The sequence below is a fragment of the Pseudomonas sp. GW822-FHT06D10 genome (genome assembly GCF_058799535.1).
On record NZ_JBXALN010000006.1, the window covers coordinates 1 to 21,424 of the forward strand.

At 60.2% G+C, this 21,424-nt stretch carries 16 protein-coding genes and 2 pseudogenes; 10 read left to right on the forward strand and 8 right to left on the reverse strand.

Annotated elements, in window-relative coordinates; all coding sequences use genetic code 11:
• The 4 genes and pseudogenes from AC1RL5_RS20575 to AC1RL5_RS20590 all read left to right on the forward strand — a co-directional run.
• The coding region (locus tag AC1RL5_RS20575; RefSeq protein ID WP_492628929.1) for a bacteriophage T4 gp5 trimerization domain-containing protein at positions 1-465 on the forward strand (465 nt) is incomplete at its 5' end.
• Between the two features lie 39 nt (positions 466-504).
• Positions 505-3,291: a glycoside hydrolase family 19 protein gene (locus AC1RL5_RS20580; RefSeq protein ID WP_492589458.1), complete on the forward strand. Its 2,787-nt coding sequence runs from the start codon at positions 505-507 to the stop codon at positions 3,289-3,291.
• Positions 3,292-3,356: 65 nt separating this feature from the next.
• Entirely contained in the window at positions 3,357-4,217 is an 861-nt protein-coding gene (locus tag AC1RL5_RS20585; protein ID WP_492589457.1) for a tetratricopeptide repeat protein, read from the forward strand.
• A 374-nt stretch (positions 4,218-4,591) separates the two neighbouring features.
• Positions 4,592-4,732, forward strand: a pseudogene (locus AC1RL5_RS20590) (DUF3087 family protein); the annotation flags it as partial.
• Positions 4,733-4,746: 14 nt separating this feature from the next.
• Here the strand turns inward: AC1RL5_RS20590 and AC1RL5_RS20595 are convergent.
• Positions 4,747-4,845, reverse strand: a pseudogene (locus AC1RL5_RS20595) (IS5/IS1182 family transposase); the annotation flags it as partial.
• A gap of 18 nt (positions 4,846-4,863) precedes the next feature.
• Here AC1RL5_RS20595 and AC1RL5_RS20600 point away from each other — a divergent pair.
• From AC1RL5_RS20600 to AC1RL5_RS20610, 3 genes are all read left to right on the forward strand, one after another.
• Positions 4,864-5,277, forward strand: a complete 414-nt coding sequence (locus AC1RL5_RS20600) for a hypothetical protein (RefSeq protein ID WP_146043167.1) — start codon at positions 4,864-4,866, stop codon at positions 5,275-5,277.
• Between the two features lie 4 nt (positions 5,278-5,281).
• Positions 5,282-5,749, forward strand: a complete 468-nt coding sequence (locus tag AC1RL5_RS20605) for an XAC2610-related protein (RefSeq protein WP_492589456.1) — start codon at positions 5,282-5,284, stop codon at positions 5,747-5,749.
• Between the two features lie 82 nt (positions 5,750-5,831).
• Positions 5,832-6,395 carry a phospholipase D-like domain-containing protein gene (locus AC1RL5_RS20610; RefSeq protein WP_103408283.1) on the forward strand — a complete coding sequence of 188 codons (564 nt, stop codon included), beginning with the start codon at positions 5,832-5,834 and terminating at the stop codon, positions 6,393-6,395.
• Here the strand turns inward: AC1RL5_RS20610 and AC1RL5_RS20615 are convergent.
• The 3 genes from AC1RL5_RS20615 to AC1RL5_RS20625 all read right to left on the reverse strand — a co-directional run bounded on the left by AC1RL5_RS20615 (position 6,377) and on the right by AC1RL5_RS20625 (position 11,718).
• On the reverse strand, positions 6,377-8,797 hold the full coding sequence (locus AC1RL5_RS20615) for a glucose/quinate/shikimate family membrane-bound PQQ-dependent dehydrogenase (RefSeq protein ID WP_103408282.1): 2,421 nt from the start codon (positions 8,795-8,797) through the stop codon (positions 6,377-6,379). The genes AC1RL5_RS20610 and AC1RL5_RS20615 overlap by 19 nt on opposite strands.
• 117 nt (positions 8,798-8,914) lie before the next feature.
• Positions 8,915-10,288, reverse strand: a complete 1,374-nt coding sequence (locus AC1RL5_RS20620) for a carbohydrate porin (RefSeq protein WP_072450856.1) — start codon at positions 10,286-10,288, stop codon at positions 8,915-8,917.
• Between the two features lie 227 nt (positions 10,289-10,515).
• Positions 10,516-11,718, reverse strand: coding sequence for a benzoate/H(+) symporter BenE family transporter (locus AC1RL5_RS20625; protein WP_053153559.1), 1,203 nt, complete (start codon positions 11,716-11,718; stop codon positions 10,516-10,518).
• 305 nt (positions 11,719-12,023) lie between these two features.
• On the opposite strand from AC1RL5_RS20625, the gene AC1RL5_RS20630 reads away from it, so the two are divergent.
• Entirely contained in the window at positions 12,024-13,412 is a 1,389-nt protein-coding gene (locus tag AC1RL5_RS20630) for an aminotransferase-like domain-containing protein (protein WP_123472919.1), read from the forward strand.
• A gap of 18 nt (positions 13,413-13,430) precedes the next feature.
• On the opposite strand, the gene AC1RL5_RS20635 is transcribed toward AC1RL5_RS20630, so the two are convergent.
• Positions 13,431-15,470 carry a TonB-dependent receptor gene (locus tag AC1RL5_RS20635; protein ID WP_072442625.1) on the reverse strand — a complete coding sequence of 680 codons (2,040 nt, stop codon included), beginning with the start codon at positions 15,468-15,470 and terminating at the stop codon, positions 13,431-13,433.
• A gap of 265 nt (positions 15,471-15,735) precedes the next feature.
• Between AC1RL5_RS20635 and AC1RL5_RS20640 the strand changes: the two genes are divergently transcribed.
• Both AC1RL5_RS20640 and AC1RL5_RS20645 read left to right on the forward strand, forming a co-directional pair.
• Positions 15,736-15,966 carry a VF530 family protein gene (locus AC1RL5_RS20640; protein ID WP_019093117.1) on the forward strand — a complete coding sequence of 77 codons (231 nt, stop codon included), beginning with the start codon at positions 15,736-15,738 and terminating at the stop codon, positions 15,964-15,966.
• A gap of 8 nt (positions 15,967-15,974) precedes the next feature.
• Positions 15,975-16,643, forward strand: coding sequence for a Pr6Pr family membrane protein (locus AC1RL5_RS20645; RefSeq protein ID WP_072450854.1), 669 nt, complete (start codon positions 15,975-15,977; stop codon positions 16,641-16,643).
• A gap of 72 nt (positions 16,644-16,715) precedes the next feature.
• Here the strand turns inward: AC1RL5_RS20645 and AC1RL5_RS20650 are convergent, their stop codons facing one another.
• The 3 genes from AC1RL5_RS20650 to AC1RL5_RS20660 all read right to left on the reverse strand — a co-directional run bounded on the left by AC1RL5_RS20650 (position 16,716) and on the right by AC1RL5_RS20660 (position 21,304).
• The gene (locus AC1RL5_RS20650; RefSeq protein ID WP_123577041.1) at positions 16,716-17,501 is read right to left on the reverse strand and encodes a siderophore-interacting protein; all 786 of its coding nucleotides are present in this window, start codon (positions 17,499-17,501) and stop codon (positions 16,716-16,718) included.
• On the reverse strand, positions 17,498-18,076 hold the full coding sequence (locus AC1RL5_RS20655) for a PadR family transcriptional regulator (RefSeq protein ID WP_011063161.1): 579 nt from the start codon (positions 18,074-18,076) through the stop codon (positions 17,498-17,500). Before AC1RL5_RS20655 ends, AC1RL5_RS20650 begins: the two co-directional genes overlap by 4 nt.
• Positions 18,077-18,196: 120 nt before the next feature.
• On the reverse strand, positions 18,197-21,304 hold the full coding sequence (locus tag AC1RL5_RS20660; RefSeq protein WP_072450852.1) for a transglycosylase domain-containing protein: 3,108 nt from the start codon (positions 21,302-21,304) through the stop codon (positions 18,197-18,199).
• Between the last annotated feature and the right edge of the window lie 120 nt (positions 21,305-21,424).

Below are 21,424 nucleotides of genomic sequence, written 5' to 3' on the forward strand. Positions count from 1 at the left end.
CGCCACGACACGGTTGAAGCCAACAGCTACAGCGAACTCAAGGCCGAGGAACACCGCACCATCCACGGCGAGCGCAAAACCGAAATCCGCGCCGACGACCACCTGAACGTGGCGCAAGACCAGCACATCAAACTGGGCACCGCACAACTGCTCCAGGCCGGCCGCGAGATCCACCTGCAAGCGGGCCAGAAGATGGTGATCGAGGCGGCCAGTGAACTGACGGTGCAAGCCGGGGGCAGCTTTATCAAGCTCGATGCCAGCGGCGTCAGCGTGAATGGAGCGTTGCTCAAGGTGAATGCGGGAGGTGCAGCAGGGGCTGGCTCTGGCATTGGAATCCAGTCGCCGGTGCTACCCGGTGTGGCGGATAAGGATAAGGCCGGGAGCTTGATGGAGAAGGCCTTGGTGAATCCATTACAAGAGCCGATTGAGCCTCAGCTAAAACGGCTGATCAATTTCTCCGGCTGATGAAGACTCCCTGATACAGGGGGGGGCAAGGACGAAGTCATGACAGAGGCATCGGGCAACCAAAAGACAATCGATAAAGTCGAGAACTGGGTATTTCCACTGAAAGTGGGAGCGACCCGGTCGATAGATCCACAGCAGTATTACAAGGCCTTGGCCAAGGCCGAAGATGGTTTCTATCCCATAGGTGTCAATGGCCTTTGGCATGGTGGTGTGCATTTCGATGACGCCAGCGGACTGGTTTCAGACAAGACTGAAGTTCGCTGCATCGCTGACGGCGAGGTGGTGGCGTATCGAATTGACAAGACTTATCCGGTATCCGAGTACGGCTCGAAGAGCGCGCCATTTTCCACGGGCTTTGTGTTGGTCAGGCACCGCCTTGAACTCCCTGCACCTCCCGCGTCACCTGCCACGGCGGGTCCTAGCCTGATTTTCTTCAGTCTGTACATGCATTTGCTGGATTGGCAGGGCTATCAAACCAGTCCGGCACTCAAGCGCCCCGGCTTCTGGGACGCCACCTACAAGGTCAAAGCGGCAGCATCCGACAAACTACTGGGGCTTAGGGTTCGTAGCAGCGACTCTGGTGGTAATACGCCGATATTGACGGTATTGCCTCGCGGAACCACGGTGTTCACCAAACCCGCACCCGATACTCAGAGATGGCTGGAAGTGGTCGACGTCATACCGGCGGTAGCCGAATTGGCCGAGCAGACTGGCTGGGTATTCAAGGAAGAAATGCAGCGTATTTCTGCGGATCAATACTTTGTGGGGGACAAGGCCCGAGATCTTCCATCGCAGCAGAAAAATGGCGCAATCGTGCGTGATGCTTTTGCTCAGGGAAGGCCAATAGGCTTTCTGCCGGTAGGCACGCAAATCAGAATTAGCGACGAAAAAAACTCTGGCAAATACCGCAAGTTGCTCGAAATTGTCAGTGGTGAGTCCATGCCAGTTCTTGTTCCAGAGGTTGAGGGAGTGTTGCCAGGGTATGTCTCCCTTGATCTTCTGGACGCAATGAGCAGACCGGGGGATATGGACAAGGTTGTCCCTTTGAAAACGGCTTATAAAGTCAAGGCGGGCGAACTTCTTGGACATGTGGGCAAGTATCAGAATCAATCGGACTCCGCGCCGAAGAATCTGCTGCATCTGGAAGTGTTTAGCTGTGAAGACGTCAAGACGTTTATCCAACAGAGTCGAGCCACAGCGGCCAACTTGCCTGCAAAGGACAGAACCCTGGTCAAGGTCGCAAAGGGTGCAAAGCTGATCAGCCATGTGGCGGGTATGAGTGCAACAACCCCACCCAAGGCATCCGACCCAGGTCACCAGATTGGTTATGACTTGATCATCCCGTTGCAGGTATTGGAATCATTACCTCCAGAGAAAAAGATCAAGGCGCCGGTGGTCATGGGCGGCCTGACCACTTACACATACTGGTGGCATCTGGAAGGCATGCTGGCTGATGTCTCGGGCAACGCCATCAGTGGCTGGTTTGCTGAACCGGATATCGCGCTATCGCGACATTCGTCTTTTGAGTGGGAAGGTTTCACTTTCCTTGAAGAAACCGTCAGCCATGTTGAGCACTACGCTGCCTTTCTGGAGGCACAGAAAGAACTTACGGAAGAAGAGCTTGCGACTTATCAGCCTGAAGTTGTAAAGGCTGGAGCAGGCCCCGTCACACAGTCCCTGTACAAAATTCTTGATAAAGATGGTGATAAAAAGCTACTGCCTGATGAAATAAGGGAGGCGCTGGGTAAACCTTGGTTCTCTCAACCGATTTCGCAGATGCTTGTTCAGTATGAGAGTGAGTGGGATTACAAGGCTGATCAATGGGACTCCCTGGATGAATTGATGAAGGACAGCGAAAGCCAGCCCAATAAGGATTGGATCGAAGAAAAGACGAGAATTGAAAAGTTAAGTTGGTGGGGGCATGGAGTTGATCAGAGCGGAACAAATGAAGGCTCTAAAGTCTGGAGTGTTCATCCGGTTGGTATGATTTCAATGTTTTTTACCGGTGCTGTATGTAGCTGTTCAGGAACGATTACACCTGAGCAAATGAAGGCCATTGCCCCTTATGCGACACAGGCCAATATTGATAAATACACTGATCTGTTAGCAGAGATGTATCAGCGCTCAGGGATTGCCACCTGTATCAGTAAAGTGCATGTTCTTGCTCAGATGCTGCATGAGAGTGGTAGTCTGCAGTTTACGGTGGAAATAGTAGACCCTAACGACCCTCCTGGTTATTCGCCCTATATAGGTCGTGGTCTTATTCAGATCACGTTTCAGGTGAATTATCGCGCCTATGGTCATTATGTCGGTGAAAGTTTCGAAGGTTTGCCGAATTATCATAAAATGGCTCAGCTTCCTCATAGTGTGCTTTCTGTAGGTTGGTACTGGTCGGAATACAAGAAACTAACCTTGCATTCAGATGCTGATGATTTCATCTACTGTACAGCGCTCGTTAATGGTGGCTTCAATGGTTATGATGATCGATTGCAGTTTCTCAATCGAGCTCTAAGAGTTTTGGATATGCAGGGCTGTACCAAGCTCAATAATCAAGGTGTTTATGGGCTTGTGGATAGTAAAGCGTACGATAAAGCTAAGCTTTCATTCGCATGGGGGCTCTGGAGTGATCCAGGTGGTGGTAAAAACGGAAAAACGAAAGATCAAGCGCAAGCGATAATAGGATATAGGCGTTTTCTTGAGTTGTATGATGCAGATCCAGCGATCGGTGAGAACGCTGTATTAACGTATTATGCCCCGGGGCGTACGGCTACAGTCGCTAAACAGTATGCTGAAGCACGACTGCTTGCACTTGGAGGTGCGCTGTGAGGACTTTGTTATTCGTTTGTGTCTTGCTGTGGAACAGCATTTCTTGCGCAAGTCTTGAGTGTGATGTGGACCTCAATGGAGATGGGCAATGTGATTCGTATTCTGTTGTTAGCTCGGAGCCTGATAGCGAACTTTCAGAGGTGACTATTAAGGTTGGTGGTTCCGGGCAGGAGAGGAAAGGGATATTTAGTCTGGGTAATGGTGGTCTGTTACCTGGGTATATTCCGGGGGATTTTTCATTGTTGTTGGATTTCTACACCCGAAATACTGATTTGACGAAGTACGATTTCAGATGGGTGCCAGCGTTGAAGGATTGGGTGCTTTACAAAACCTCAACCTGGGTAGAACCAAGCAGAGATGAAAAGTATTCTCTTGGTAACGAAGTGCTTCCAGATGAGGCTAGGTTTCCACAGCAGTTTCATGTGCAGCGCATAAAGTGCTGTGTATTGTTTTCGGAGTTTTCAGGTGGTGGTCCTGTTTTGCAGGAGTTATCTTCCGAGGATGCTGTGCGTGAAGTAAGTAAAGATTTTCAGTTTGTGCTTGAAAATTATCGCTTGGGTGAGAATGGTTCGCTGCTTTATAGGGTAGATGATAAAGGGAAAAAAATACCGAAGGTTGCTCCTAAGGACTTTCTGTATGAGATAACTTTGATTCTTGGAGAGGGTAATGCTTCATTTGTTAATGACTATGCTCGGTTTTTGTATCAAAACGAAAATTTTGTGATGTCTGCATTTCTTCTTAGGGATATTCATAAGAAGTACCCGGAAAAAGTAGAGGTCACTATCAATCTGGCAGATGCTTATTCGGGTATGGGTATGCAGAAAGAAGCTTGTGCTCTGTATAAGGAGTATGTAGAAAAAATGCTTGCACTTGGTCGTGAATATCAAATTTCCGAACCAATCAAGTCAAAGGCGCACTGTATATGATGATTTGTGTAGGGCGAATTTTTCCTGGCGGGAGTTACAGTTGAGCCGGGATCGCATGACTGTTTTATTTTTCCTCCGGTGACCTATTCGGGAGAGGATGCCTGATTCTGGGAGTTGATTAAAATCCGTTTCTTGAGTTTTTAGTGTTCTTGTGTTTTTTCTCTTGGGGGTAAACAAGAGTAAATGCACGGAAGCGAAATTTTTATGGCAACACATGCTCGTGTGCACCTTGAGCAGATTTTGTCCTTCCTCGTAGCCAAGACCCGGATCATGCTATTGCTTCTCCAACGGCAATTTTACCCATCGGCATCGCTCCCAGCGCTGATAATGCCCGCCTGAAAATTGACCCAACGCCAACGGAGCGCGTCGCGCCCATGTTCGTCATCACCCCGCAGGACCCTGAGACTTACCGGCGGCAAACCCGTCGCAGCACTTTGATCATTGCGCAGGTGTTCATCGCCCTGGCCATGCTTTTTTCCAGCGCCGCGGTGGCGCTGTTCGGTCAGCCGGGGGGGGGGGCTCCGGTCTGCTGATCATCGCTGCGTGGACGACCCAGTTTCTGCTCTGTAGCAACCAGATATTTGATCAATTCCTACGATGCGCCGGAGAGTTCGTAGCGCCTTGCCATATGGACCTCTAACCAATCATGGCGGTAATTCTACCTACACCGACTTTTCGTACAGAACCTAACGTTTCAATGCACTACTCAGCACATCCGGATGATGGGGGGATTGCTTTTGTCTGGGCTCCAAGATTTGGTCCAGATATAGTTGCAGAGAACAAATATAATGCGTGTGACTCGGGCGGTTTTTACTGGGTGTCTAAAGTCTTCTCTGGTGGAATTAATATAAACAGAGTTTCAGATAGGTTGTACTCAGCAAATAATATAGGCCTGATCAATCGCCTGGTTAACGGCGGCGGCAACGGATACTACGAAAGACAAGCCTACACTGCCTACATGCTTCGGAGACTCACAGACAGCATTGATGTAACTCAAACATTAATTATATCTCCTACAGGAAAGGCTACTATCCATGCAAATATGCAGCCTGCGGAGTAATTAAATGAATACTAAGAAAGCAATTTTGGCAGCTTTAGCAGTTTTTGTGTGCGCATCTATTCAAGCGCAATCGCTAAAATTCAACCCCAATAAAGAAAGCGAAGTAAAACTTTCGTGGAGCGGATCAAGCCTGAATGTAAACGTGAAAAATAATGGCCACCACAAAGTAAATGACTTTATTTTTGAAACAGACAAGAAGCTACATATAAAACTTGATGACTTCAATTTTGATGGATTGGAGGATTTTGCTGTTTGGCACACTGACGACGGAATGGGCACTTACACGATCTTTAGAGTCTTCGTTTACGACGCTAAAAAAGGAGAGTTCACAGAGAACTTCCCTAGCTGCGGTGATGAGTTCATCAATCTCATCATTGATAAAAAGAACAAAAGCCTAAACAGTACCTATTATGAAGACAACATCCCAAAGCAGTGCGTTACTACGCTTCCGGCGAAAGCGGCCAACCGCTAATCAGCACTTACCCGTATCACAAGGAACACTTCGCCCGTAGCAAGACGCCTATCTGCAACGCGCACAGCTCAACCGAGCTGAAGTGCTCCAGCGCGAAATCACCGAGCTGGAGCGCCAGGGCTTCACCCTCGATGTGGAAGAGCGCCTGGGCGGCCTCAAGCCGGAGGACATCGCCGAACTCGGCAAGCCGAAAGACGACGAAGGCGAAGACGAAGACGCCAAACCCTACGCCCTCAAGGACCTGCCCGGACTCAAAATGGTGATCGCTACACTCACCGCCTGCAACCCCGAACCCGGCAGCCCCCTGGCCGAAGGCGAACAGGCGTACTCCCGGGATATCTACGTGCACTCGAAACTGCTGGTGGTGGACGATGTGTTCAGCCTGCTCAGTTCGGCGAATATCAATACGCGCAGTATGCACACCGACTCGGAACTGGGGCTGGCTGCGCCGGATGCGGAGTTGGCGAAGAACTGGCGAGATGAGTTGTGGAACCTTCACCTCCACGTCCCCCTAGAGGCTGTTACAGCCAAGCTGGTTGCGCTTGCGCGCCACGCGTTATGCCTGGTACGCACAAAAAAAGGCGGCTACCCCAAGGTAGCCGCCCCTTTCATGCCTGCCGGTAAAGCTTATTCCGCCAGTTTGTAGGCAATGATGTAGTCGCCCATCTTGGTGCCCAGGGAGCCGTGGCCGCCCACGACCACCAGCACATACTGCTTGCCATCCTTGCCGGTGTAGCTCATCGGCGTGGCCTGGCCACCCGCTGGCAGGCGGGACTTCCACAGCTCCTTGCCGTTCTTCACGTCATAGGCGCGGATGTACTGGTCCAGGGTGCCGCTGAGGAAGCCCACGCCACCACCGGTAACCATGGAGCCGCCCATGCTCGGCACGCCCATCGGCAGCCCGATCGGGATCGGCGAGCTGTCACGGCTGGTGCCGTTCTTGTGCTTCCACACCACTTTGTTGGTGGTCAGGTCGATACCGGCCACGTAGCCCCAGGCCGGAGCCTGGCAAGGTACGCCGAGCGGCGACATGAACGGGTGCATGATCACCGCGTAAGGCGCGCCGGTGTTGGGTTGCACGCCCGAGGTCTCGCTTTCGCGCTTGCTCCCGGCAGCCACTTCGGCACGCGGCACCAGCTTGGAAACGAAGGCCATGTAGTTCGGGCTGGTGAACAGCAGTTGGCGAACCGGGTCCAGGGACACGCTGCCCCAGTTGAACACGCCCACGTTACCCGGGTAGATCAGGCTGCCCTGCACCGACGGCGGGGTGTACTGGCCTTCATAGCGCAGCTCCTTGAACTGGATGCGGCACAGCATCTGGTCGAACGGCGTCGCGCCCCACATGGCTTTCTCGTCCAGTGGCGGCGGCAGCAGGTTCAGGTCCGAACGGGCCTGGGTTGGCGCGGTGTGGTCGCCTTCGACAGCGCCGGTGGGGGCCGGTACTTCACGGATCGGCACGATCGGGGTGCCGTCGCGACGGTCCAGCACGTACAGGCTGCCTTGCTTGGTCGGCTGGATCAGCGCCGGCTTGACGCCGTCCGCAGTCTTCATGTCGAGCAGGGTCGGCTGGCTGCCCACGTCCATGTCCCACAGGTCGTGGTGGGTGAACTGGTAGTTCCAGCGCAGCTTGCCGGTGTCGATGTCCAGGGCCACGGTGCCGGCGCTGAATTTCTCGGCGCCCGCGGTGCGGTTGCCGCCCCATTGGTCAGGCATCTGGTTGCCCAGTGGCAGGTAGACCATGCCCAGTTTCTCGTCGACGCTGGCCAGGGACCACATGTTCGGCGAGTTGCGGGTATAGGTCTTGCCTTCCGGCAGCGGAGTGGTCTCGTCCGGGTTGCCCGAATCCCAGTTCCACACCAGGTGGCCGTCGTGCACGTCGAAGGCGCGGATCACGCCGGACGGCTCGTTGGTCGACTCGTTGTCGGTCACGTGGCCGCCAATGATCACCAGGTTACGGGTGATGGCCGCCGGGGAGGTGGAGTAGTAGCCGCCCGGGGTGAATGGGCCGATACCGGCCTTCAGGTCCACGGCGCCCTTGGTGCCGAAGTCTTCGCAGACCTTGCCGGTGTCGGCGTTGATGGCGATCAGGCGCGCATCGGCGGTAGGCAGGAACAGGCGACGCGGGCAGCTGGTAGCGATGGCCTGGCCCGCGGGGGACAGGGTGGCCGGCTGGCTGATGGCGTCGGCGTTCTTGAAGTTGGCTTCGTCGTAGTACGACACGCCACGGCAGGTCATGTGTGCCCAGCCACGGAAGTCGTCGCCGTTGGGGCCCTGGATCTGCGGGTCGAAGCGCCAGATTTCCTTGCCGGTATCCGGGTCCAGGGCCAGCACCTTGCTGTGGGCGGTGCAGGCATAGAGCTTGCCGTTGACCTTCAGCGGGGTGTTTTGGTTGGTGATTTCCACCGGGTCCTTGTCGGTCGGCATGTCGCCGGTGCGGATGCGCCAGGCTTCCTGCAGCTTGCCGATGTTGGCCGGGGTGATCTGCTTCAGCGGCGAGTAGCGATCGCCGAACTCGGTGCGGCCGTAGGCCTGCCATTCACCGTCGGGGATGGCCGGCGCGGTGCTGGTCATGTCCGCGGTGTCGCGGCCCAGGTCACCGGAGATTTCCCCGGGGTTGGTGAACTGGCTGCCAATGGCGGCGCCACCGGCCAGGACCACGGCCACGCTCAGGGCAGCGGTGCCCAGCGGGGCCGGGCCATCGCGCAGCAGCGGGCGACGGAACCAGGGCAGCAGCAGGACCACGCCGAGGGCGAACCACAGCGACAGGCGTGGCACCAGTTGCCACCAGTCCAGGCCGATTTCCCATAGCGACCAGACGGTACTGGCGAACAGTACCAGGGCGTACAGGCCCAGTGCTGCGCGTTTACCGGCCAGCAGCAAGAGGCCGGTCAACGTCAGGCCGATACCGGCCAAAACGTAGTACAGCGAGCCGCCGAGCATGCTCAGCTTGATCCCCCCGGCCAGCAAGGCCAGGCCCATTAGCAGCAGCAAGATCCCGAGCAGGCTTGGCAGCAAGCGGCTCGGACTTGAAGCACCCTCAGTGCTCATAGTGTGGTTCTCCGTGACGTTTAGAGTGTTCCCGCGCATGTTCACTGTAGATGACGATCAGGCGCGGGCTTGGTTCAGCTGAAAACTGTGAATGGCGTCGTTGTGTGCCTGTCGGCCTTAGAACGAACTCTGGATCTTGATCCCGCCGATCAGGGCGTCGTCCACCCGGCTCACGCCCCCGGGGTGGCGGATGTATTGCAGGTTGGGGCGCACGGTCAGCCAGTTGGCCAGGTGCACGCCGTAGTACAGCTCGGCGCTGTATTCGGTGTCCTGGGGTGGCAGGTAGCTCGGGTTGTCGTAGTCGTAGAGCGCCCGGGCCTGGTTGCTGGCCTGGGCGTTCTTGCGGTACGCCGGGTTGACATGGACCCGGGCCAGGGCAAAGCCGATGTCATCCTTGGCCCGGGCATCGAACAGCCCCTTGTAGACCAGGCCCGCCTGGACATAGTTGTCGATGGCGTTGGTCTTCTTGTCGTGGGCGGTGACGTTGGCGAACAGGCTCAGGCCGCGGGAGTGGTCGCTGGCCTGGCTGGTGACCTGCTGTTGCGCGCCCAGCCACAGGCCGTGCTTGCTGGAGCTGCTGCGGTAGGCCTCGCCGGTCAGGGCAGCAGGCTGGCCATTGCCATCCTTGTAGACGTCGCTGGCCTTGGCGCTGCTGTAGTAGTAGCCGGCGCGGTACTCACCGGCCAGGCCGTTGAGTTTGGGTGTCCACACCAGTTCCACTGGCAACAGTGTGCCCTGGGTGCCGCTGCCGCTGAGCTTGAAGCCGTTGTCGCGATCGAGGTTCGAGGGGTTCTGCTCATAGGCACCGATCTGCGCGTAGAGCTCGGCGCTCAGGTGGTACTTGACCCGCAGCGCCCACTGGCTGACCGGCCAGTTGTACCAGACGCTGCCGGCCCAGTTGCCCACCTGGGAGCCGCAGAACGCCAGGTTCTGGAAGTCGCAGGGAAAGCTGTTGAAGTCCTCGCCCTGGCCGAAGCGGCCGGCCTTGATGTCGAGCTTCTGGTCGAAGAATTTCTGCTGGTACCACATTTGCGTCAGGCGCCAGGTCTGGCCGCGGCCCCAGACTTCCTGGGCCGAGGTGAAGCCGCCGACCCGCGGGTCGTTGATCCGGTCGTTGCTGATGTTGTCGCCGTCGCGCTTGGTCACCGTCAGTTGGAATTCGGCGTCGTCCCAGCCGAGGATCTTCTGCAGGTCCAGGTGGCTGCCGAAGGCGAACTGGTCGCTGTAGCGCGCGGTGCGGTCGTGGTCGTAGCCACCGTGCAGGTTGGCGCCCATCTCGCCGACGTAGTCGACCTTGAAGTCGTAGCCTTTGTTGGCCAGTTCCGTGCGGGTGCCATTCCAGTCGCCGAGCATCCACGGTGAGTCACTGTCGAAGGCCGGTGCGGCCTGGGCGCAGGCGGCAAATCCAAGGGCGCCGAGCAGGCTCAGGCTCTTGGGCAGGGCTACGGAAGTCAGGACAGCGCTGTCTTTTAAACGCTGAAAAGTGGGCATAGGCATTCGGATAAGGTCTTTTTCTAGGAATAGGCAGAAGCAAGGGCATGGCGCGTAGCATCGATGCAGGTTGATCGAGAACGGCAGGCCACTGATTTCAAAGGGAAAGATGAAACGGTTCAGCTTTATTAGGGGGCTAAGGATAAAGCGCCGTCTCCGGGAGAGAAAGCGCTTTTATTGACATGAACAGTTTCGCAATCGGTAACAGTTCCCGGCCCGGGCTCTGCTCAGCGTGGGGCGCTGGCCTGGGCGAGGCTGGGTTTGTGTCGGGTGTGGCTCAGGGCAAAGTGCGCCACCAGGCCGAAGATCAACCCCCAGAACGCGGCGGCCAGGCCCAGGAAGCTCATGCCCGATGCCGTGACCAGGAAGGTGATCAGCGCCGCTTCACGCTGTTTTTCGTCGGCCATGGCGCCGCTCAACCCGGCGCTGATGGCGCCGAACAGGGCCAGGCCGGCCAGTGCCGCAATCAGTTCCTTGGGCAGGGCGGCGAACACCGAGGCCAGGGTCGCGCCGAAAATCCCCATGAGGATGTAGAACAGGCCGCAGGCGATCCCGGCGATGTAGCGCTTGTCCTTGTCTTCATGGGCTTCGCGGCCGGTGCAGATGGCAGCGGTGATGGCCGCCAGGTTGATCCCGTGGGAGCCGAACGGCGCCAGCAGTGCCGAGGTGATGGCTGTCCAGGAAATGATCGAGCGGGCCGGGGTGTTGTAGCCGGCGCTGCGCATCACCGCCATGCCCGGCACGTATTGCCCGGTCAGGGTGACCAGGGCCAGGGGCAGGCCGATGTTGATGATGGCGTGCCAGCTCCACTCGGGAGCGATGAAGATCGGCTGGGCCACCGCCAGGGTGATGGCACCGCCATTGAGTTCGCCCAGGCCTGCGGCCATCGCGCAGCCCACCAGCAGCACCGCGAGGATCGCGTAGCGGGGTGACAGGCGCTTGCCCAGCAAATAGGCGGCGATCATCGCCAGCACCAGGGCCGGTTGCAGGCTGACCGAAGTGAACAGGCCGGCGCCGAAGCGGAACAGGATGCCCGCCAGCATGGCGGCGGCAATCGCCTTGGGCAGGCGGCTCATGAGCTTGTCGAAGGCCCCGGAAAGCCCGACCAGCGCGATGAGCAATGAGGCCACGATGTAGGCGCCGATGGCCTGGGGCAGCGACACCGTGGGCAGCATCGACACCAGCAGCGCCGCGCCGGGGGTGGACCAGGCGGTGATCACCGGCACTTTCAGGCGCCAGCTCAGCAGCAGGCCGGTGAGGCCGCTGCCGATGGAGATGGCCCAGATCCACGATGACACCTGGTCGCTGGGCAGATGGGCTTCGCGGGCGGCCTGGAACACGATGATCAAGGGGCCAGCGTAGGAAATGATCACGGCGATCAGGCCGGCGATCACGGCGGAGAGGGACAGGTCCTTGCTGAGACTGTGCATGGCATCTCGACTGGGCATGGGTGGGAGGGATTGAGTCGATTGGGTTGGTGCTGTCTGAGTGTATTTCAATGAATTGAATCGATTCAATTGTTTCTCGGGATGGCTCTACCGAAGTTGGCTGTGGTTTGTTGATAACTTACTGATTTATAGGGATTTATAGATCATATAAAAATTTTTAGCGGTTTTGAGTCGCCAGTTTGGCTTGAAGATCGAATCAATTTTCCAAATGAGTCGATGTTAAGGGGCGATCCATGGCTGTGATATGCTCCGGTCCACCTCAACGCAGCCGATGGTCATCAGCCTCCATGTGGGTTCCCCAGTTAAGCGAGTTCAATCAACCGGTCTACCTGTCCATCGCCGACGCCCTGGCGCGGGATATCGGCAGCGGTTTGTTGAATGATGGTGACCGCTTGCCGACCCTGCGCGAGCTGGCGGTAACCCTGAATGTCACTCCTGGCACCATCAGCCGCGCCTACAGCGAAGCTCAGCGGCGCGGGTTGGTGCAGGGCGAAGTCGGCCGCGGCACTTACGTGCTGGCGCAGCCGCCGCTGGTGTTGCCCGAAGGTTCCAGCGCTCCGTCCCTGTCCCTGGGGCAGGCCGAAGCCCTGGACCTGTCGATCATCAAGCCCTACAGCGAAACCCTGGAGTACTGGTTGCGTGGCGCCCTGGTGGGCATGGCCCGCAGCAGTGACTTCGGCCGGGCGCTGGACTACGCCCCCGATGGAGGCCACCCGGCTCATCGCGAGGCCGGGGCGCAGTGGTTGCGGCATTCCTTGCCCGAGGCCAACTGGCAGCAGGTGGTCATTACCTCCGGTGCCCAGCACGGGCTGATGGTGGCCATCAGCGCCCTGAGCAACGCCGGCGACCTGGTGCTTTGCGAGTCGCTCTGCTACCCGGGCATCATCTCCGTGGCCCACGGCCTGGAGCGGCGCCTGCGGGGCGTGGCCATGGATGAAGAGGGGATACTCCCCGAGGCCCTGCGCGAGCAGTGCCTGCGGGAAAAACCGGCGCTGCTGGTGTGTGTCGCCAGTTGTCAGAACCCCACCACAGCGATCATGTCGCCAAGGCGTCGGGCGCAGATTGCGGCAATCGCCGACGAGTTCGACTTCCTGATCATCGACGACGATATCTACGGCTTTCTCGCCACCGATCCGTCGATCAAGCCGCTGGCGAGCTATGCGCCGCAGCGTTCGGTGTACCTCACCAGCCTGTCCAAGGCGATCATGCCGGCGTTGCGCGTGGGTTACCTCTACAGCCCGCCGAAGCTGCTGTCGCGGCTGAGTTCCATGGTCCGTAGCAGCGTGTGGATGCCGTCGCCGCTGACCGCGCAATTGGCCAGCAATGTGATTGTCGAGGGATTGGACCGCAAGCTGGTGCAGACCCAGCGCAATGAAGCGGCGGCGCGCCAGGCGATTGCCCGGGACGTGTTTGCCGGCCTGGAGATCCGGACCCAGCCCCACAGCTATCACCTGTGGCTGACCTTGCCGGAGCCCTGGACGGGCGATGAGTTCGCCACCCTGGCCCGAGCCAATGGCGTGCTGGTGATGAGCGGCAGCCAGTTCCAGGTGGAACGCGGTGCCAGCTCCCGTTGTGTGCGGGTGGTATTGATGTCGCCCACCACCCAGGACGAGTTGCGCTTTGCCCTGACACAGCTGGCCAGCCTGATCGAGGCTGACCCGCGGCGTTACCGCTAAACCCTTGGCCGGCAAGCCTTAAAAGGTAGTACGCAACCCCACTTCCACACTGCGCCCCGCGGCCGGCGCGATATCCCGCAGGATCGAGCTGGCATAGCGCACGGTCTGGTTGGTCAGGTTCTCGCCCTTGACGAAGGCCAGCCACTGGCTATGTCCGATATCGAAGCGATAACCGGCACTGGCGCCAAAGGTGGTGTAGCCATCGGTGCCGCTTTCGTTGTCCGGCACCCGGCCCTGGCTGGCGGCATGTTGTACATCCAGGCGTGCCTGCCAGCGGTCCAGTTCCCACAGCAGGCCACTGTTCAGGCGCAATGGAGCGATGCGGGGCAGGTCCTGGCCGTTATCCAGGTTCTTGGCCCGGGTGTAGTCGCCGGACAGTTCCAGGGCGAACTTGCCGTAGGCGTTTTCCCCCAGGGTCCAGCGATCCTGGGCCTCGATTCCACTGAAGCGTGCCCGCACTCCGCTGTAGGCGTATTCCGGGATGCCTGTCGCATCTTCTTCGCCTTCATCGTTGAGGGTGCGCCCTGTGCCCAGCAGGCCGATGTAGTTGGAGAAGTGGCTGTAGAACACGCCGACGCTGCCTTTGTGGATGCCGTTGTCGAAGCGCAGGGCCAGGTCGCTGGACACGGCTTTTTCCTTCGATAGCTTGGCGCTGCCCACTTCATAGGTGCCGGTGGCGACGTGGGCGCCGTTGGCATACAGCTCGTAGAAGGTCGGGGCGCGCTCGGTGTAGCCCAGGGTCGCGGCCAGGGACCAGACCGGGGTCAGGGTGTAGACCGCCCCCGAGGACAGGCTGCCGGCGGTGAAGCTGCTGGACTTGTCGGCCTGGGCGAAGCGTGCGTTGCCCTTGCTGTCCGGGTCCACGGTGGTGTGTTCCAGGCGCCCGCCGAGGCTGAGCCGCAGGCGTTCGGTGGCTTGCAGTTCTTCGAGGATGAACAGCGCGCCGCTGTTGGTATCGGTCTGTGGCACGAAGGCTTCTTCGCCCAGGGCGGAGAATTCGTTGCGGTTGACCTGTGCACCGATCACCCCTTCGAGCGGGCCCAGCGGCTGGTGCCGGGCCTCGACACGGGCCTCGTAGCCCTTGTTCTTGAAGGTGGTGCCGGTTTCGCCGCCCTCGATCTCGCGGTGTTCGTAGTCGGTGTAGCCGGCGTTGAACTTGAGCGAGCTGAACGGGCCCTGGAGGTTGCGCAGTTCCGAAGCGAAGGCGTAGTGGTCCTGCTTCATGCGGATGCGCACGTCTTCTTCGGCGGGGGAGCCGTAGTTGGAGTCGTAGTTGCTGTAGGACAGGCCGGCATAGCCGTCGTCCCAGGTGTAGGAACCGCCGATGGCACCGCCGTCCTGGCGACCGTCGCTGTTGCCCAGGCGGCCTTTCTTGCCATCCCCGTCTTCACTGGCCGCAGCGTGACGACTGCGGGCGTAGCCGGGAATCTTCAGGTCATTGAACTGCCGCGAGTTGGCATCCAGGTGCAGGGCAAAGGTGCCATCGCCGGCTTCCAGCTTGCCGGCGCTGCTGCGGGTGGTGTCGGCGCCGCCGTAGCGCAACTCGCCTGCCCCGTGGATGCCCTCGATGGCCTCGGTGGGAATCCGATTGTCGAAGCTGTTGACCACCCCGCCAATGGCGTTACCGCCGTACAGCAGGGCCGCCGGGCCGCGGACGATCTCGATGCGCTCGACGTTAACCGGGTCCAGGGGCACCGCATGGTCGTAGGACAGCGACGAGGCGTCGAGGGCCCCGACGCCGTTCTGCAGAATGCGAATCCGGTCGCCATCCAGGCCGCGAATGATCGGCCGGCTGGCCCCCGGCCCGAAGTAGGATGAAGACACGCCCGGCTGTTTGTTCAGGGTTTCACCGAGGCTGCCTTTTTGTTCCAGGGTCAGTTGGTCGCCTTCCAGCACAGTGCTTGGGGCGGCCAGTTCGGTGCTGCCCAGGGGGTTGGCGGTGATGACCTGCTGGGGCAATTCCACGGCATGGGCCTGGGAGGCGATCAGCAGCGCGGCGGACAGTGGCGACAGGCGCCAGAGCAGGGAGCGAGAAGGGCGGGGAGTTGAGCGGGACATCGGTCATTCCTTGGCGAACAGAGCGCTAGGCGCTTTGAGTCAGTGAGCAGGCGGGACACGGGGGTGCCCAAAATACGGGTGAGTTGTTATTGATTGATACAATATAACATCTCTTTTATTTCGAAAAGCCAGGAACTTTTCGCCGTTCATGCCCGATCGCCTCGGTGGCGGGCTGCGACTACAGTTACTCAAGCGTGCTGGCGCGGGGCCAATCCCTCGGCTAAGGTGCGCGGCTTTCCTCATTTTCTTCCCGCAAAGGCCTGGCATGACCGACACCCACACCGACCCGCTGCATGGCGTGACCCTGGAACAGATCCTCAAGGCGCTGGTGGAACACTACGAGTGGTCGGGGCTGGCCGAACGCATTGATATCCGCTGCTTCAAGAGCGACCCGAGCATCAAGTCGAGCCTGACCTTCCTGCGCAAGACACCCTGGGCGAGGGAGAAGGTCGAGAAACTCTATGTGAAGTTGCAACGCACCAAGCGCCCGCTTTAAGGAGCCCTATGGCTGGCTTCTCGCTGCCGGGGCTGTGCACTCGGCGTGGCCTGATTGCCGTGGCGGCGATCCTTGGCTGGTTCGGGCTGACCGTCCAGCTGTACCTGATCCTGCTGTTGCGCTGGGACAGTGGCGCCAGCCTGCTGGGCGGGCTGGTGAACTTCTTCAGTTTCTTCACCGTGCTCAGCAATACCCTGGTGGCCAGCGTGCTGACCTGCGCCCTCAACCTGCGGGTTTCCAAGGGGCAGGCGTTCATGCTCCAGCCCTGGGTCAGCGGCGCCGTGGCGGCGAGCATTCTGCTGGTGGGGCTGGCCTACAGCCTGCTGTTGCGCCACCTCTGGCATCCCCAGGGTTGGCAATGGCTGGCGGACGAGTTGCTGCATGACGTGATGCCGCTGCTGTTCCTGGTCTATTGGTGGTGTTGCGTGCCCAAGGGCGGGCTGCGGATGAGGCACATCGGGTGGTGGACGCTCTACCCGATTGTGTATTTCGCCTACCTGTTGCTGCGTGGGCACTTGCTTGGGCTGTACCCCTATCCCTTCATCTCCGTGGACAGGCTGGGCTACCCCCGGGTGCTGCTCAATGCCCTCGGGATATTGGCGGGGTTCGTCCTGGTATCCCTGCTGCTGCTGGGGCTGGACCGCTGGCTGGGTAAACTCCGGTCCCGGGTCCCGTAGGAGCCGGCTTGCCAGCGAAGGGGCCCTTGGGACCGTCTTCGCTGGTAAGCCAGTTCCTACCCTGATGCGCGATTATTCTTCTTCGCTGCTGTCCAGGCGCCAGTAACCGGCGGCCTTGACGAATTCGTCGTTGAGCTGGTGCTCATCCAGCAGCACTCGACGCACCTGGCGCGACACCTTGCTCTCGGTGGCTACCCAGGCATACAGCTTGCCTTGCGGCACCTGCAACTGGCGCACTGTGCTGATCAGGTCCTGCTCGCCTGCGTCCCGTTCAACCCAGATCACCTGCACCTGGGCGGCGCTGTCCAGAGCCTGGCGTTCGGCGGCGTTCTGCACCTCGATCACCGCCAGCACCTGGCGCCCGGCCGGCAGTTCTTCCAGGCGCCGGGCAATGGCCGGCAGCGCGGTTTCATCGCCGATCAGCAGGTAGCTGTCGAAGATATCCGGCACCACCATCGAGCCCCGTGGCCCGCCGATGTGCAGGAACTGGCCCGGTGCGGCCTGTTCGGCCCAGGTGGAGGCGGGGCCGTCGCCGTGGAGCACGAAGTCGATGTCCAGCTCGCCCAACTCCAGGTCGTAGCGGCGCGGGGTGTAGTCGCGCATGGCGGGCATCGGGCCGCTGTCCTTGCCCGGGCCCAGTACCAGGGTTTCCAGGGCGGCTTGCTGTTCGGCGTTCTGCGGGAACAGCAGCTTCACATGGTCGTCGCTGCCCAGGCTGATGAACCCGGCCAGCTCAGGGCCGCCCAGGGTGATGCGGCGCATGCGCGGGGTCAGGTCGACCACGCGCAGCACCTCCAGGCGGCGGCGCTTGATCTCGTGCATGACCCGGTGGATGGACAGTTCTGGGCTGGCAGTCATTGGCTTTTCTCCGGGGCGGGGTGGCTCACAGGACCATCGACAATGGCCTTGGCGGTGTTGTTCAGCAGGTCGCGCACCCGAAGGATTTCTTCGGGGCTCCAGCGGCCATGGTGCATTTGCAGGGCGTGGCGCAGGTTGTGCACCGCCTCGTGGATTTCAGCGGGGCGATCATGTCCGCGCAGGGAACGCTTGCTGACCTCGATGCGCATGCGCACGCCGTCCAGGGCGATGGCCTGCTCCTGCAGGGAAAGACGTCCGGCGTCGGTCACGCTGTAGCGCTTTTTGCCGCCTTCGGCATCGCCCTGGATCATTTCGCTTTCTTCGAGAAAGGTCAGGGTCGGGTAGATCACCCCGGGGCTGGGGCTGTAGGCGCCGTCGAACATGCTTTCGATCTGGCGGATCAGGTCGTAGCCGTGGCAGGGCTGCTCGGCGATCAGCGCCAACAGCAGCAGTTTCAGGTCGCCGGGGGCGAATACCCGGGGCCCGCGGCCGCCGCGTTCACGGCCCGGGCGGCGTTCGAAGATCTCATGGCTGTCCCCGTGCTCGCGATGGGGAGGGTGGTGGTGCTCTCTCATTTTCTCTTTCTCCGTTTCGATTTAGACATAACTTAAGATATATCTTAAGAATGACGCAAGCACTTCTGCCTGCGGCAAAGCTGCCGTTTGTCGGAGAGAGTGGGGGCTGCCTGTCGCGATTCAGCGTTGCGCCACGTTGCCCAGGCATTGGGTGCCACTGCCCGGTTGCAGGTAGGGCATGAGGATCGGCGCCATGCCCTTGAGCACCTGCACCGGCAAGGCCGAGGTGAACTTGAAAGCCTGGGCCGAGGCCCCCGGCACGTAGGCGGTAAGGGTGCCGAAATGGTGGTCACCGATGTAGAACACGAAGGTTGCGGTGCGGTTGATGGATTTGGAGCTCAACACCCGCCCGCCGGCGCCAATGGCTTCGATGCGGTTGTCGCCGGTACCGGTCTTGCCGCCCATGGCCAATGGCGTGCCATCAGCCAGCTTGAAGCTGCCGGACACCCGTTTCGCGGTGCCGGCATCCACCACCTGCGACAAGGCCCCGCGCAGCGCCGTGGCCACCTCCGAGGGCATCACCCGCTTGCCCTTGTCCGGGTCGTTGAGCAGGCGGGTTTCATAGGGCGTGCCGGCGGCGAAGTGCAGGCTGTCGATGCGCAAGGTTGGCAGGCGCACGCCGTCGTTGAGGATGGTGCCCACCAGTTCCGCCAACGCCGCGGGGCGGTCGCCGGAGCTGCCGATAGCAGTGGCCAGGGACGGTACCAGGTGGTCGAACGGATAGCCGACGCTCTGCCAGCGCTGGTGGATATCGAGGAAGGCCTCGATCTCCAGCATGGTGCGGATACGGCTGTCGCGGGCACTGCGATGGCGGCTCTTGAACAGCCAGCTGTAGACCTCCTGGCGCTCGAATTCGCTGGCCTTGACGATCTGGGTGAAGTTCGCCTCCGGGTTGTTCATCAGGTAGCCCAGCAGCCAGAGGTCCAGGGGGTGGACCTTGGCGATGTAGCCCTGGTCCGGCAGGTCATAGGCGCCGGGGCCGTAGCTGGCGTAGAGCTTGTCCAGGCGCTCGTCGGTGAGCTTCTCGCTGACCTTGGCGCTCTTCATGTGGGCCCGGACGAAGCGGTTGAAGCTTTCCTGGCTGGCGTCCGGCAGCAGGTAGCGGTGCACGGCGGCGAGGCGGATTGCCGTGGGGTGCATGCTGTCGAGGAAGGTTTCCAGGCGCGACTGGGTGTCCTTGTTGCGGTACTTCTTCCAGAAACGCAGCAGGAACGAGGTGCCCTCACGGTCGGCAAAGCGTGCCAGGTATTCCTGGCGCCGCGGGTTCTGGTCGTCCTTGAGCAATTCGGCGCTGCTGCTGTCGCCGCCATAAGTGCTGTAGCGCACCAGGTCGCGCATCAGGCGGATGAACGGCAGGTTGATGGATTCGCGCAGGGCATCGCGCAGGGTCGGGCTACGACCGTTGTCTTCGTTGCGAAAGTTGTGGAAGTGATGCACCCCGCCACCGGTGAAGAAGGCCTCGCCGGGGCTGGCGGAGTAGGTGCGGTCCAGCGCGGCGTCGAGCATCTTCGGCAGGCTGCGGTCGCTGTTCTGCATCAGGTAGTCGAGGGCCCAGCGGCTCAGGCGGTCCTGCTCGTTCACCGGGATCTTTTTCAACTGCGCGGGTGTTTGCGTGGCGTACTTGTCGTGCAGCTCGGAAATGATCTGCAGGTAGGTGGTCAGCACCCGCAGCTTGGCGGTGGAGCCCAGTTCCAGCTTGCTGCCTTCGTTGATGTCGAAAGGCTGGTCGGTACTGTCGGTCTGCACCCGCACCCGCGAGCCGTCGGGGGTCAGTTCGAGCAGGGTGAAGCTGTAGCGCACCTGGGTGGTGCTGGTGGGGGTCAGCAGGCGCTCGCCGAGCACACCAATCTGCGCGGCAAAGGCCGGGTCCGCAAGGTGCTTGAGGTACTCGGTGGCCTGGCGCTGCAGGTCGCTCTGCAAGGTGCTGGTGGCCGAGAGGTCGAGGCGGTCCAGGTCATACAGCGGCCGGTTGAGCAGGGCGGCGAGTCGGCTGCGGGCGACGCTGATGCCCTTGTTGGTCTCGATCGGCTGAATGGTCGGCTGCTGCTGCCAGTCGCGGTAGGTCACCTGGCTGGCCAGGGCGGCGCTACTCAGCGCCGGGTCGATGACGTTGTTCTGCGCCAGCAGGCGGATATGGCTGTCCGTCAGTTCCGCCAGTTCTGCGCGACCCTTGGCCAGGTAATGGGAGGGACGGCGCTGGGCAATCATCAGCGACAGCACTTGGCGCAGGGCCAGCCCTCGTGCGGCGAGGCTTTTCGAGTCCATGGCGGTGCTGCCGAGCACCTGGTTGACCTTGTCGAAGTCAGCGCCATACCAGACCCGCAGCCCCTCGGCCATACCGTGCACTTCGCCGTGGCCGGGCACCGCGGACAGCGGCACGCTGTTGAGGTAGTCACGCACGATGCGTTTGCGGGCCTCCAGGGTCTGTGGGCCGTCCTGATAGGCCCGCACGCTGGCGGAAACCATCTGCCGGATCTTCTCGCCCCCGGATACCGTCAGGCCATCCGGCGAATGGCGGTATTTTTCCAACTGGGTGGCCAGGGTGCTACCCCCGGCGCTCTGCCCCGGCAGGTGCAAGAGCCGGGCGATCTGCGACCAGGCGGCCTTGGCAAAGCGCGGCCAGTCCACCGCCGGATTGGCCTCTGCCGGCTTGGGGGCCAGCAGATAGCGGTTCTCGATGAACAGCAGGCTGTGCACCACCAGCGGCGGAATGCTGGCAAAGCTCTCATACAGCTGTTGCGGGTAATTGAACCGGTACAGGGGCGCGGCGCGGCAGTCGGTAATGGACAGGCCAGCCTGGATCTTTTCGGTGTAGGGCACGAAAAATCCGCTTTTGCTGTAGTCCATCAGTGCCGGGGAGAAACGCGTCTGGGCGTCGATCAGGTAACCGCGCTTGAGCAAGCGTGGCAGGAACTCCCCCAGGGCGCTGTAGCCCAGGCGCCGGTCGAACGGCCCGGCACCGGGGTAGAGCACGGCATCACTGGGGCCGGGCTCCAGGGAGTAGCTCAGGTCAGCGGCCAGCCGGCTGAATTCCCGGGCCTGGAGTTTCGAGGTGCGCATCTCCCGGGCAGCGGCAAAGCCAAGGGCAATCAGGGCGATCAGCAGCAACAGCCAGAACAGGCGCCAGGCATAACGGCGGGATTTGCGGCGTTTCGGTAAAGGCGTTTCGTCCTCGCTGTGGCTTGGCACTGCGTTCTTATGCGAATCGGTCTGCCACAGAGCGCCCATAGTCGATTGATCCATTCACGCAGATTGATCGGACTTGCCTGAAGCTTAGTCGGTGGTGGGCGTCGGTGAAGAAAATGTGAAAACGACCCGGCCCCGCTTCTGTGGCGAGGGAGCAAGCTC